General features: G+C 50.6%; 13 protein-coding genes. 10 read left to right on the top strand and 3 right to left on the bottom strand.

What is annotated here, in order from left to right; genetic code table 11:
* Positions 1-181: 181 nt before the first annotated feature.
* The 5 genes from H8L32_RS08690 (at position 182) to H8L32_RS08710 (ending at position 4,731) form a co-directional block, all read left to right on the top strand.
* Positions 182-1,330, top strand: a complete 1,149-nt coding sequence (locus tag H8L32_RS08690) for an ABC transporter substrate-binding protein (RefSeq protein ID WP_186946749.1) — start codon at positions 182-184, stop codon at positions 1,328-1,330.
* A gap of 164 nt (positions 1,331-1,494) precedes the next feature.
* Positions 1,495-2,376, top strand: a complete 882-nt coding sequence (locus H8L32_RS08695; protein WP_186946815.1) for a branched-chain amino acid ABC transporter permease — start codon at positions 1,495-1,497, stop codon at positions 2,374-2,376.
* Between the two features lie 4 nt (positions 2,377-2,380).
* On the top strand, positions 2,381-3,259 hold the full coding sequence (locus H8L32_RS08700; RefSeq protein WP_186946750.1) for a branched-chain amino acid ABC transporter permease: 879 nt from the start codon (positions 2,381-2,383) through the stop codon (positions 3,257-3,259).
* A complete protein-coding gene (locus H8L32_RS08705; protein WP_186946751.1) occupies positions 3,260-4,021 on the top strand; it encodes an ABC transporter ATP-binding protein in 762 nt (253 codons plus the stop codon).
* A complete protein-coding gene (locus H8L32_RS08710) occupies positions 4,018-4,731 on the top strand; it encodes an ABC transporter ATP-binding protein (protein WP_186946752.1) in 714 nt (237 codons plus the stop codon). The genes H8L32_RS08705 and H8L32_RS08710 overlap by 4 nt, the downstream gene beginning before the upstream one ends.
* A 109-nt stretch (positions 4,732-4,840) precedes the next feature.
* On the opposite strand, the gene pmbA is transcribed toward H8L32_RS08710, so the two are convergent.
* Positions 4,841-6,193: a metalloprotease PmbA gene (gene pmbA, locus H8L32_RS08715; RefSeq protein ID WP_186946753.1), complete on the bottom strand. Its 1,353-nt coding sequence runs from the start codon at positions 6,191-6,193 to the stop codon at positions 4,841-4,843.
* A 177-nt stretch (positions 6,194-6,370) separates the two neighbouring features.
* Between pmbA and yjgA the strand changes: the two genes are divergently transcribed.
* From yjgA to H8L32_RS08740, 5 genes are read left to right on the top strand one after another with little or no spacing between them, the layout of a single operon-like run.
* Positions 6,371-6,985 carry a ribosome biogenesis factor YjgA gene (gene yjgA / locus H8L32_RS08720; protein ID WP_186946754.1) on the top strand — a complete coding sequence of 205 codons (615 nt, stop codon included), beginning with the start codon at positions 6,371-6,373 and terminating at the stop codon, positions 6,983-6,985.
* Between the two features lie 26 nt (positions 6,986-7,011).
* Positions 7,012-7,626, top strand: coding sequence for a molybdopterin adenylyltransferase (gene mog, locus H8L32_RS08725; protein ID WP_329605164.1), 615 nt, complete (start codon positions 7,012-7,014; stop codon positions 7,624-7,626).
* A gap of 29 nt (positions 7,627-7,655) precedes the next feature.
* Positions 7,656-8,198, top strand: a complete 543-nt coding sequence (locus H8L32_RS08730) for a metal-dependent hydrolase (RefSeq protein WP_186946755.1) — start codon at positions 7,656-7,658, stop codon at positions 8,196-8,198.
* A complete protein-coding gene (locus tag H8L32_RS08735; protein WP_186946756.1) occupies positions 8,195-8,869 on the top strand; it encodes an alpha/beta hydrolase in 675 nt (224 codons plus the stop codon). Before H8L32_RS08730 ends, H8L32_RS08735 begins: the two co-directional genes overlap by 4 nt.
* A 20-nt stretch (positions 8,870-8,889) precedes the next feature.
* Positions 8,890-9,603, top strand: coding sequence for a phytanoyl-CoA dioxygenase family protein (locus H8L32_RS08740; RefSeq protein ID WP_186946757.1), 714 nt, complete (start codon positions 8,890-8,892; stop codon positions 9,601-9,603).
* Between the two features lie 613 nt (positions 9,604-10,216).
* Here H8L32_RS08740 and H8L32_RS08745 read toward each other — a convergent pair.
* Both H8L32_RS08745 and H8L32_RS08750 read right to left on the bottom strand, forming a co-directional pair.
* Entirely contained in the window at positions 10,217-10,921 is a 705-nt protein-coding gene (locus H8L32_RS08745; RefSeq protein WP_186946758.1) for a hypothetical protein, read from the bottom strand.
* Positions 10,922-10,929: 8 nt separating this feature from the next.
* On the bottom strand, positions 10,930-12,921 hold a 1,992-nt coding region (locus tag H8L32_RS08750; RefSeq protein WP_186946759.1), incomplete at its 5' end, for an RHS repeat-associated core domain-containing protein.

The raw sequence follows: 12,921 nt of genomic DNA on the forward strand, positions 1-12,921 counted from the left end.
AGCCCATACAATCCTCCGTGACAATAAACAGCTAATAAGTTTAGCGATCTCGCTTCCTCTGTCTGTGGACATACAAATTTGTTCCTGACAGCAACGGATATGCATGGACAGGAGCAACACCAGGCCATATGTCCGACGTCGAGAATCGCAAGAGTCATCATAATTTTTCAGGAGATCAACCATGTCATACCGTCTTAAATTGTTAGCCGCTGCCACGCTCTTGGCCTATTCCACACTGAACCAGGCTGCCGATATCAAAATCGGCGTTGCCGAGGCCCTGACTGGCCCAGCCGCCAAATATGGTGTTGCCATCAAAAATGGTTTTACGCTGGCAGCAGACCAGATCAATGCCAAGGGTGGCGTGAACGGCAACAAAATACAATTGGTCGCTGAAGATGAACAGGGTAAAAAGGAAGACGCCATCAATGTCTTCAAAAAACTGCTGTTCCAGGAAAAAGTATTGATGATTTTTGGCCCTACCCTGTCGAATTCAGCCTTTGCCGCTGACCCGATTGCCAATGCCACCAAGACTGTTGTATTTGGCACCAGCAACACTGCTGACGGAATCACGAACATGGGACCATTCACCTTCCGTAATTCCGTCATGGAAGCCGACGTATTGCCTGTTACCACGCGCGCAGCAGTCAAGCAATTCAACATCAAAAAAGTAGCTATCCTGTACGGCAATGATGATGCGTTTACCAAGAGCGGTTACGACGTTTTCAAAAGCGCACTGGCTGAACAAAAAATCCCGGTCACGGATACAGAAACCTATGCCAAGGGTGATGTGGATTTCAAGGCACAGCTGACCAAGATCAAGGCCTCCAATCCTGACGCCATCGTTTGCTCTTGCCTGGCTGAAGAAGCAGCGAATATCATCCTGCAAACCCGCTCCCTGGGCATGAAGCAGCCATTCGTCGGCGGCAATGGTTTCAATTCACCAAAACTGTTTGAAATCGCCAAGGACGCTGCTGACAACACACTGATGGGCAGCCCATGGTCTGCTGAAAATCCATCCCCTGCCAACAAGAGCTTCATGGCTGACTACAAGGCAAAATTTGGCTCAGACCCTGATCAGTTTGCTGCACAGGCATATGACGCCATGCACATCGTTGCCGAAGCACTCAAAAAAGTCAGCCTGAGCGGTAATCTGGAAAAAGATCGCCTGGCATTGCGTGATGCCTTGCCAGCCGTGAAGATTGAAGGCGCAACCGGCAAATTTGCATTCCGCCGCGCTGCACCGAAAGACGGCAAGGAAGCTGGCTATGACGCCCAGCAAGATGCCATCGTCAATATCGCCAAAGGCGGCAAATTTGTATTGCTGAAATAAATGAATACCTGCCCCCGCGCCCCTGGCAAGCCAGGAGCCGGGGCAGACGTTTTACGACTTCTCTTGCCGGGATGATTTTCATCCCATAGACATATGCACATGCGCTGGTAGTCTGCCTGCATCTGCACATGAAAACGAAGCCATCCTACTTCACCTGGATACCCATGCTGGCACAACAACTCATTAACGCTCTGACCCTGGGCAGCGTGTATGCGCTTTTCGCCCTCGGATTCACGCTGGTGTTCGGCGTCCTTGGCGTCATCAATTTATCGCACGGCGCCATCTTCATGCTGGGTAGTTACATGGCCTTGCTACTGGTCAGTTCTTTCCAGATGTCCTTGTGGATGGCCATGCTGCTGTCCATGCTGGCCTGTGGATTGCTGGGTGTGGTGGTCGATTTTCTGGTCTTGCGACCATTACGCAAACGCAACGCACCCCATCTGGCCCCGATGATTGCCACCATCGGTGTAGCGATCATGATCACCAATATTTCACAGGGGATTTTTGGTGCAGAAAACAAACGCTTCCCGTTTGGCACCATACCTGAAGAAAGTTTTAGCCTGGGCAACCTGCACCTGACTGCAGTACAGCTTGCCATTGTCGTCATCGCCTTCATTCTGATGCTGGTGCTGCTGCAAGTCATGCGCCGTACGCAAATTGGCCGCGCCCTGCGCGCCATTGCCGAATCGCCCAAGGCTGCTTATCTGCTGGGCATCAATGTTGAAGGTCTGTTTTTCCTGACCTCGTTTGCCGCTGCCGCACTGGGCGGCGCTGCCGGTGTACTGGTCGGTTTGTCATTCAATGCGATCTCTCCCTTCATGGGACAACCGATGCTGCATAAGGGCATTGCCGTCATTATCCTGGGTGGTATGGGCGATATACGTGGTGCAATGATAGGCGGCCTGTTTCTGGGCTTTGCCGAAGTGATGAGCGTGGCTTATATATCGAGCGATTTCCGCGATGCAGTGGCTTTTGGTCTGTTATTTATCATCTTGCTGGTACGCCCTTCTGGTATGTTCGGCAGAGTACTGGAAAGAAAGGCGTAACGCTATGCTTGAATGGTGGGATAGTTTTTGGGCTATTTATAGCACAGTCATTTTTGGCATAGGCATTAATGCCATGCTGGCTCTTTCGATTTACCTGACCCTGTCTTGCGGCTTGCTGTCACTGGCCAATGCGGCATTCATGGGGATCGGTGCCTACACCGCTTCCATGATCAGTATGCAGACGGGCCTGCCGTTCCCGCTGGCGCTGCTGGCCGGTGCCATCATGCCGGCCATCGTTGCACTGATCATCGGCATACCAACACTGCGCCTGTCCGGCGTTTACCTGGCCATGGCAACGCTGGGCTTCGGTGAAGTGGTACGTGTCATTGTGTTGAACATGGAAATCACCGGTGGCCCCATGGGTCTGAACGGCATTCCACAAAAAACCGAATGGTGGCATATCGTCATCTTGCTGACAGTGATCCTGTTTATACTGGCCAGGATGCGGCGCTCAAAAATAGGCCGCGCCTTTGAAGCGATCAAGGAAGATGAAATTGCAGCCCGCCTCATGGGTGTCAATGTCGGCGGCTACAAACTGCTGGCGTTTGTGATGGGTGCATCCATTGCAGGTATTGCTGGCGGCCTGAACGCACACTACACCTTCACGATAGGACCAGGCAATTATGCATTTGAAAATGCCGTGGACATCCTGACCATGGCAGTGTTCGGCGGCACCAGCAACCTCATCGGTCCGCTGATCGGCAGCAGCAGCCTGACTCTGCTACCGGAATTCATGCATTCTTTAAAAGATTTCCGCCTGGCAGCCAACGGTTTGATACTGATCCTGGTCATCCTGTATTTACCCAAAGGCATCTGGGACCCGGCAAGAATCAGAAACTTTCGCAAAAAGTTAACATCGTCACGTTCCGGAAAGGTTAGCTAAATGCTGGAATTACGTTCTGTGAGTAAAAATTTTGGCGGCCTGCGCGTATTGCAGGATGTCAGCTTCACCATGCCGCAAGGCAGTATCTACGGCTTGATTGGCCCCAATGGCGCTGGAAAAACCACCATCGTCAACCTGATTACCGGCCTGTTACGCCCCAGCAGTGGAGAATTACGTTTCAACGAGCATGATCTGACCACAGTGGCCAGCCACAAGATCACGCAACTGGGTGTTGCCCGCACATTCCAGAACATCCGCATTTTCAAGGAAATGAGCCTGCTGGAAAACGTCGTGGTCGGCATGCATGAACATCTGAACTATGGTGTCGCCAGCATGTTATTCAATCTGGGTACCTACAAAGACGCAGAAAAAAAAGCCAAAGAACGTGCGCACGAATTATTGTCATGGGTCAGGCTCGACCATAAAGCTCATATGCTAGCAGACAACCTGTCGTATGGCGAACAGCGCAAACTGGAATTTGCACGCGCCCTGGCCACCCAGCCCAAACTGCTGTTACTGGATGAACCGGTAGCTGGCATGAACCCTGCTGAAAAGACGGAACTGATGGCAGAAATCGTCAATATACGTCAGCGCGGTTTTTCGATTTTCATGATAGAACACGACATGCGCTTTGTGATGGAATTATGCGACCGCATAGCTGTACTCAATTTTGGCAAAATCATTGCCGAGGGCACGCCGGAAGAAGTACGCAACAATCCCGATGTGATTGAGGCCTATCTCGGCAAGGAGGACGCAGAATGAGCCAAATCCTGCGCGTACAGGACCTGCATGTCAGCTACGGTCATATCGCTGCCGTCAAAGGCATCAGCCTTGCCATTAACACGGGCGAAATCACCGCCCTTGTCGGTGCCAATGGTGCTGGCAAAAGCACGACCCTGCTGGCGATTTCCGGCTTATTGAAATCAGCATCCGGACAAATTTTTCTGGAAGATGAAGACATCAGCCAGCAGTCGCCCCACCATATCGTGCAAAAAGGTGTGGTGCAGGTGGCTGAGGGCCGCGCCATTCTGACCACGCTTACTGTCAGGGAAAATCTTGAGCTGGGTGCCTACACCCGCAAGGACAAGACACAGATAGGCCAGGATATGGAATGGGTCTTTACCCTCTTCCCTGTGCTTAAAAATCGGGCAACTGGCCTGGCGGGCAATTTATCGGGTGGCGAACAGCAAATGCTGGCTATAGGCCGCGCCCTGATGGCAAAACCCAAAGTACTGCTGCTGGATGAACCGTCAATGGGGCTCGCCCCACTGGTGGTGCAAGAGATTTTCCGCATCCTGAAAGAAATCAATCAGACCGGTCTCAGCATCCTGCTGGTGGAACAAAACGTCAGGCAGGCACTGAAAATCGCCAAACATGGCTACGTACTGGAAAATGGCAGCATCGTCCTCAGCGACACAGGTGCTAACCTGCTCAGCAATCCCAAGGTTATTGAAGCGTATCTGGGCGCCTGAGCAAGACAAATAAGCAGGACGGAATAGCAGAGCAAATAAACAGCGCTCGTCAACAAAAAAGACCATCTAAACATCAGATGGTCTTTTTTTGTATGGTTAACTATGGTGATCAGCTACCGGCGATCGTCATGTTTTCGATCAGGATGGAACCGGTCTGCTTGGTACCCCTGATCAGGGTATCGCTGCCGATGGCAACAATCTGCCTGAACATGTCGCGCATATTGCCTGCGATGGTAATTTCTTCAACCGCATATTGAATCACGCCGTTTTCTACCCAATAACCAGAAGCACCACGTGAATAATCGCCCGTCACATAATTAACACCCTGCCCCATCAGTTCGGTCACCAGCAAGCCACGTCCCATCTTTTTCAGCATGCCAGCAAAATTATCCGAACGCCTGGTCAGTGACGATGTCATAGCCAGATTATGCGAGCCGCCAGCATTGCCAGTAGTCTGCATGCCCAGCTTGCGGGCTGAATAGGTGGACAGGAAATAGCCCTGCAACACGCCATTGCTGACAACATCGCGTTTCTGCGTCTTCACGCCTTCATCATCAAATGGTGAAGAACCGACTGCGCCGATAACGCTGGGATCCTCCAGCACCTGTATGTGGTCAGGGAAAACCTGTGTACCCAGCGAATCCAGCAGAAAAGTGGATTTGCGATACAGGGCACCACCCGAAGTCGCCTGCACCAGTGCGCCAAGCAAACCCGCCGCCAGCGGTGCTTCAAACAGGACCGGGCATTTGCGGGTATCAAGCTTGCGTGCGTTCAGTCTGGCCAATGCACGTTCAGCCGCATAACGGCCTATGGATTCCGGGTCAGCCAGTTTTTTGGCATTGCGTTGCGATGAATACCAATCATCTCTTTGCATTTTTGCGCCCTTGCCGGCAATCGGCGCAACAGAAATGGTATGGCGCGAAATAGGGTAACCACCGATGAAACCACGCGAATTGGCAGCCACAAAATGCGATTGCTGGGCATGTACGCTGGCACCCTCGCTATTCGTGATACGTTTGTCAACAGCAAATGCTGCTGCTTCTGTGCGCTTTGCCAGTTCTATGGCTTCTTCGGCACTGATCAGCCACGGGTAGCACAGCTTCAGGTCTCGCGGTGCCATTTCCAGCAATTCTGCTTCTGGCAAGCCGGCGCAATCATCTTCTGCTGTAAAACGGGCAATATTGTAGGCTGCATCAACCGAGTCACGCAAAGCCTGCTCAGAAAAGTCCGAAGTACTGGCATTGCCGCGCCTTTGACCGATATACACGGTGATACCAATACCCTTGTCACGGTTTTGCTCTATGGTTTCTACCTTGCCCTTGCGCACACTGATGGACAGGCCTCCACCTTCACTGATCTCAACTGCCGCATCAGATGCCCCTTTTTCGCGGGCGAAACGCAACATATCCTGCGCGATTTGCTTTAACTGGTCTTGGGTATGGGTAAAAACTGGTTTGCTCATGGATGGGATTCTATGTATGTCAGTGCCAAATGACCAAATGGCCGATGGAAATATCCTAATTATTTACCTTGATTCACACCTGATTGCGTGCGTTCCAAGCTTGATTTTAGGTAATTCCAAGCTAAAAAGGGTATCATAGCAGCCGTTTCATTAAGTTAATAGTAAAGGCGCAGAATTATGCCAAATCCAAATCGCGGCTCATGTGGCTATCAGTCCAGTGAGTTCGAACCAGAATACGACCGTCCATCAAAATCCCAGTTGAAGCGCGAAATGACCGCCCTGCAAAAGTTGGGACAGGAATTGGTCGAGCAGGCGCGTGAACGCGTCAAACGCGTCCCGATGCCGGAAGATGTGCGCGAAGCCATCCTGATTTGCCAGCAAATCAAGGACCATGAAGGCCGCCGTCGTCAGATGCAGTATGTAGGCAAAAAAATGCGTACCCTGGATGAGACAGAAATTGCCCTGATCCAGAAAACCATCGATAGCTGGAAAGGCGCTTCCAAGTCTGAAACCGCCGCCATGCATGCGCTGGAGCGTCGCCGCGACAAATTGCTGGCAGATGACAATGCCCTGACCGAACTGATGGCAGAACACCCTCACCTGGACGTACAGCAATTGCGCACCATGATACGCAATGCCCGTAAAGAACAGGCTGAAAACAAGCCACCCAAAGCCTATCGTGAAATCTTCCAGATTTTGAAAGATTTGCAAAAATCCAAAGCTGCTGCGAACGCTGATGAAGCGGATGATGCAGATCTGGATGAAGAAGACGATGAGTTTGATGGCAAGTAAGCCTGAACAAATGACCGTAGCAAATAGTGAAAACCAATATTGAAAACCTCAGGATAGGTCTGGTATCCATATCAGATCGCGCCTCTGCCGGCATTTACCAGGATCAGGGCCTGCCTGCCTTGCAGGATTGGTTTGGCCAGGCTCTCACCAGCCCCTGGGAAATGGTCACCCGCCTGATCCCGGATGAACGTGCTGCCATAGAACAGGCTTTAATTGCCCTGGTGGATGAGGAACAATGTCATCTCGTCATTACCACTGGCGGTACCGGCCCATCCAGGCGCGATGTCACGCCGGAAGCCACACTGGCTGTCGCCACGAAGGAAATGCCGGGCTTTGGCGAGCAGATGCGCCAGATCAGCCTGCAATTTGTGCCGACTGCCATTCTGTCACGCCAGGTAGCGGTCATACGTGAAACAGCTGAACATGCTGCATTGATACTGAATTTGCCGGGCCAGCCCAAATCCATCAAGGAAACGCTGGAAGGTTTGAAAGATGCCGATGGCAAACAGCAGGTCGCTGGCATTTTTGCAGCCGTTCCGTATTGCATCGATTTGATCGGCGGTCCATACATCGAAACCGATGATGCAGTCTGCAAGGTATTTCGCCCCAAGAACGCCCTACGCGCCAAAAATCCGGCCTGATGCTTGCCGGTAGCTGATCACCCGTCGCCATGGCAACAATACTGACCCACCCCATCATTCCGCTGACTTGCGGTCTGTTGCTTGGCCGCCAGCGCATTTCATGGCAGTTATTAGTCCTGGGCATGTTATGCGCCATCTTGCCGGATCTGGATGTCATCAGCTTCAAGCTGGGCATTGCCTATGAATCAGCTTTTGGACACCGTGGTTTCAGCCATTCACTGCTGATGGCCGCCATGGTGGCGACTATTGCCTGCGTTTTTCACACACAACTGGCAAGCAGCCGCCTGCGGGTCTGGCTGTTTATCGCTTTTTCTACCGCGTCGCATGGCATGCTGGATGCCTTGACCACAGGTGGACTGGGTGTGGAATTTTTCTGGCCGCTTACTGAAGAACGTTATTTCTTTCCCTGGCAATTCATCAAGGTGTCGCCCATAGGGGTGAACCGTTTCCTGACTGCGCGTGGCTGGCAAGTCATGCAATCCGAGCTGCTGACCGTATGGTTACCCTGCACACTCTTGCTGCTCGCAGTAAAATTGATCACTTATTTTAATTCCTTCAGAAAACCATCATGACACAAGACATCCTGGACACGGTAGAAATAGAAAGCAGCCCTAACCCGACGGTCGCCGTCATCTGGATGCATGGCCTGGGTGCCGATGCGAATGATTTTGTGCCCATCGTCAGGGAACTGGATTTGAGCGGCAACCCCGGCATACGCTTTGTATTCCCGAACGCACCGACCATGCCGGTGACTATCAATGGTGGTTACGTGATGCGCTCCTGGTATGACATACTGGGTACCGACATCGCCAGGCGTGAAGATGAAAAAGGGCTGCGTGTATCCCAAAAACGCATAGAACAATTGATCGCCCGCGAAAATGCACGTGGCATTCCATCTGAACGCATTTTGCTGGCTGGCTTCTCGCAAGGTTGTGCCATGACCCTGCAAACCGGCCTGCGCTACCATGAAAAACTGGGCGGCCTGCTGTGCCTGTCCGGCTATGTTCCCTTGCGTGACCTGATTGCCACCGAACGCCATGCAGCCAACCAGGATACACCCATCTTCCAGGCCCATGGCCGCTCCGACCCTGTCATCCAGATACAACGCGCCGAAGAATCACGCGACCTGTTGAAACAACTGGGATACCAGGTTGAATGGCATGAATACATGATGCCGCATTCAGTGTGCCCGGAAGAAGTGGACGATATCAGCCTGTGGCTGAAAAAGGTCTTGCAGGGCTGATCTGATCGTCTAATAGCCTGATGTCAGCAACATCAAACAGTTATCCGGGCATCGCCGAAAATTTAGGCACGCAGGGCTTTGCCCTGTTGCCCGAATTTCTCAACCCGGCTGAACTATTTCAACTGGAACAGGCCTGCCAGCCCATATCCAATGACTATGGCGTGCGACTGGTCTTGCAAAGCCACCCAGCTATAGCGCTTGCCCTGCCCTGGAAGAAAATACATGCGGTGTTGAAGGCGGCAGGCATGCACAATGCAAAGCCAGTGCGCAGCATCTTCTTCAACAAAAATGCTGAACACAACTGGCTGGTAGCCTGGCACCAGGATATGACGATCTGCGTGGACCAGAGGATGGATGCGCCCGGCTACACAAAGTGGACGCTTAAAAACGGCGTACACCATGTCGAGCCACCGTCAAATGTATTGGAAAGCATGCTGACCCTGCGCATCGCCCTTGACGCAGCCAACCATGACAACGCCGCCCTGAAAGTCATGGCAGGCAGCCATCGTTACGGCAAACTAAAGGGTCAGCAGGTAGATGCTTATATCGAAAACGCCGCGCAATCAGACATGCATGTCTGCGCCATGCAGGCGGGCGATGTCTTGCTGATGAAACCACTGCTGTTACATGCGTCGGACAAGGCCACCCACACTGCCCTTGCCACCCAGCGCCGGGTTTTGCATCTGGAATTCAGCGCCACAATTCTTCCAGAAACTATATTCTGGTTCGAATAAACTACAATAGATTCAATTTAATCTCGGGAACCTCTGATGTCAGGGTGTCGTCGTTCGGCTCATTGATCCAGGTGATGCCAATAGCATCGAAGTGAAGCAGGAAGATGTAAGTGCTTGTTGCATGGATCAGGATTACTCCCCATCGTCCGAGACCGTTGCCACCCATGCTGATACTTTACTGGGCTTTTTTTCCTTGTCGTTCGTCGGAACAGCCAGCACATCTCCGTGGTCGCCCACGATGTTTTCTTCCCCGCTGGGCGCATGTTGTTCACGCACCGGGCGCCTACCTGGCAATTCAGGAATTTACTTCCGTCAGACCGGAGAAACGAAACACAAAAAAACCAAACAGTAGCGGTCAGGCTTAAAATCTGTCTGGTTTCGTCCTTCCGCGCCCTTGCCTCTCGTGCCCTGAACACTGGCCTGACCTGGCAATGTTCAGAACGCGAGCAATAGGATTAGTACTGAGCATGTTCGTAGAAGAGTGCGAATCGCTTTGCATCTCCCAGATAGATTATCGAATTCGCTTTGAAATGCAAAAGATTTGTTGTGAATTTGGCGGGCTTGGTCACACATGCGACCTGAGCCAATTGAGTTCATTGACTCAGTTTTATTTTCAAACCCCCTCCCAGCCAGCCAAATACTTTGGCCCTGTTGAAACCAAGCTTATACCATCGGCTGGATTAGCTTTAAAGCCCTTATAGTGAATTCTTTTAAAATTGAATCCACCTAATTCATGCTCTTTCACCAAATCAAAAAAATTTTGCGTTGCATAGGTATTGTCGGGCACCACATAGTCCATCGTGCCTGGCAATCTAAAAACATACAAATCACGCAATGAATTATCAGGTTTAAAAGCTGGGGCACGCAACTTTTTTCGTTGATCTGGCGCAGAGCTATATGGTGGCGCAAAAACCGACAATTCTTCATCTAGCTCGCCGTAATAATATTGTGTCGCATAAAACGCCCAGTACTTGCACGGTGCACCAGTAACATCCAAAGACAGGAAACGCACTTGATCTCCCAATATGGGTGCCAATACTTGCCTCGCATGCTCACTTACGGCAATCTCACAGCCGTGCAATGAGAATCCAGGCCCAATGGCATCTTGGAAGTAAGACTTGATACGCTTATCGTGTCCACGCTCGGCAAAAACCTGTAGGCCAGGCCATTTTTCTGCTGCACGTAAGCGTGCGTCAGAAGAGGGATTCTGAACCCTATCTGGATTCATAAATAACAGTTCATCACGTACTTCCAATGTAATGCCTGAAATTGCAATACGCTCTTGATCGCCAATGGCGTAAATCTCGTAAATATCCATCTTCATCCTCAAATCAGGCCAAAAAGCTCACTACCTTCCTCGAATAATTCGTTGCGAATACGCTGTAACTCTTCAATTACGGCTAATTTACCTCCTTCAATGTCAGCATCTTTCAAACGCTTAGAAACCATCCTTCCATATTCATCAAGATGGCGTCCGTTATGTATCGCACCGGCCCATTCAGCAGGAGACGATGCACCCTTTAACCAAACTCCATTTAAAGGAGAGTTAATATTGATATCGTGCTTCCGTAGAATTTGCCGTGCTTCCTCCGCCACTTTGGCAGTACCAGGAACCAAATGATGCGCCTGACATTCAGAGCATCTAAAACTTCCCAGCACTTTCAGATTATCACCTAAAATTGTACTGTCTGCCTTAGCAACAAACTTGAGCGTTTTCCCTTTTAAGAACACATTACCAATTAACTTAGCAGCGGCCTTAGAAACAGGGCCTGCAAGGAAAAATCCGGCTTCTATTGCCATGCTTGCCGCACCAAAACCACTTGGGTCCATGGCAGCATTCATCAAATTGAATCCAAAGTTCGCTTGTAAATTTCCCAGTGTCGAAGCAATATTGCCAGCCGCAGCCTGCTCACCTAAACTCGCCCGTCCACTTGGGTCACGCATGCCAATTGGATTCGCATTTGCGTAAATGTACTTGTTAATCGTTATTGGCTTAGTACGTGCCCCAGGGTACGTATCCATCGAAACGAAGCGCCCTACATTCGCGTCGTACCACCTTGAACGATTGTATTGCAGAGTAATCGCATCATCGAAATACTCCCCCGTATACCGATAAGCATTTTGCGTGGTACCAGCATGATTCAACACTGTGCCAAACGCATCATACTGATATGCGTCAGTCGCATTACCTGTTTCGTCTGTCAATGCTTTAGTACTACCCAGTCCATCCGCGTGATAGTAACTATTCTGCCCCGCTCTACTTTGCTGGATCAGTCCATTACCCCATACATAATTGACCGCTTGAGTTGTCGTTCCTTGCGCTATACTTTCTTGAACAGTTTGTGCATACGCAAAGGTACTGTCCGTTAAGTAAGTCGTGACTTTATCCGCTTCCGTTTTCTGAACACGATTGCCCAATGCATCATAGCTATATTTTACTACTGTTGCTGCACTGGCTTGCGTTGCACCTTGCTTAACTTCGACCAAACGATTATCTGCGTTCCAGACGTAGACAGTAACTTGCCCTGCTACCGTCTTCGTGCTCAAGTTACCCTTATCATCCCAGGTATAGCTGATGGCACTTTGGGTTGCGCCAACCGACTTGATTTCTTGCGTTAACCTGTCGTTACTATCGTAAGAATAAACCGTTGTTTCCGTCCCAGTCAGCGTCGCTTCCGCCTTTTGTGAACGATTGCCAACCTTGTCATACTGATAGTCTACGGTACGTGTAGTTACACCTGCCCTGTCTTTAACCAGTTCCTGCGTCAGACGATTCACACCGTCATATTGATAACTTGTGGTACGAACAGGATTTGCCGCTACATTGGCAGTTACTGTACCGAGACTATCAAATTCCTCAATCTTGGTACGCTGACCATTTACTGCGAGCGTATAACGACTACCCGCAACAATATTCCCATTCGCTTTCTGATGCAGTACTTGTTGCAATCTGCCATTGGGATCATACGCATAGCTGGCAGTAATACCGTTCGGCACAGTTGTTGTTGCCAATCGCCCCGCATTGTCATAGGTATAGCTGGTTGTTTTGTTAGCTGTATCGGTCACACTGACCAACTGCTGATTAGCGTTGTAGTTGTATTTGACAGTTCCAGAAACTGTACTACGTTCAGTGATATTGCCATTGGCATCGTAGCCGTACGCTAAATAACTGCCGTCCGGATTAGTCTGTCTGGTAACACGATCCTGCGCATCATATTGATAGCTGGTTTGGCCGTTTTGTGCACCATTTGTGCCATTACCGCCACTCACCGTGACTATCGCAACTTGTCCGTTTTCCGTATAGGTATTGACGATGTT

The sequence above is a fragment of the Undibacterium hunanense genome (assembly GCF_014284335.1).
GTDB classification, from domain to species: Bacteria; Pseudomonadota; Gammaproteobacteria; order Burkholderiales; family Burkholderiaceae_D; genus Undibacterium; species Undibacterium hunanense.

Coding starts and splice junctions, on each gene's coding strand:
- H8L32_RS08690 (WP_186946749.1), top strand. CDS start 182: ATGTCATACCGTCTTAAATTGTTAGCCGCTGCCACGCTCTTGGCCTAT.
- H8L32_RS08695 (WP_186946815.1), top strand. CDS start 1,495: ATGCTGGCACAACAACTCATTAACGCTCTGACCCTGGGCAGCGTGTAT.
- H8L32_RS08700 (WP_186946750.1), top strand. CDS start 2,381: ATGCTTGAATGGTGGGATAGTTTTTGGGCTATTTATAGCACAGTCATT.
- H8L32_RS08705 (WP_186946751.1), top strand. CDS start 3,260: ATGCTGGAATTACGTTCTGTGAGTAAAAATTTTGGCGGCCTGCGCGTA.
- H8L32_RS08710 (WP_186946752.1), top strand. CDS start 4,018: ATGAGCCAAATCCTGCGCGTACAGGACCTGCATGTCAGCTACGGTCAT.
- pmbA (WP_186946753.1), bottom strand. CDS start 6,193: ATGAGCAAACCAGTTTTTACCCATACCCAAGACCAGTTAAAGCAAATC.
- yjgA (WP_186946754.1), top strand. CDS start 6,371: ATGCCAAATCCAAATCGCGGCTCATGTGGCTATCAGTCCAGTGAGTTC.
- H8L32_RS08730 (WP_186946755.1), top strand. CDS start 7,656: ATGGCAACAATACTGACCCACCCCATCATTCCGCTGACTTGCGGTCTG.
- H8L32_RS08735 (WP_186946756.1), top strand. CDS start 8,195: ATGACACAAGACATCCTGGACACGGTAGAAATAGAAAGCAGCCCTAAC.
- H8L32_RS08740 (WP_186946757.1), top strand. CDS start 8,890: ATGTCAGCAACATCAAACAGTTATCCGGGCATCGCCGAAAATTTAGGC.
- H8L32_RS08745 (WP_186946758.1), bottom strand. CDS start 10,921: ATGGATATTTACGAGATTTACGCCATTGGCGATCAAGAGCGTATTGCA.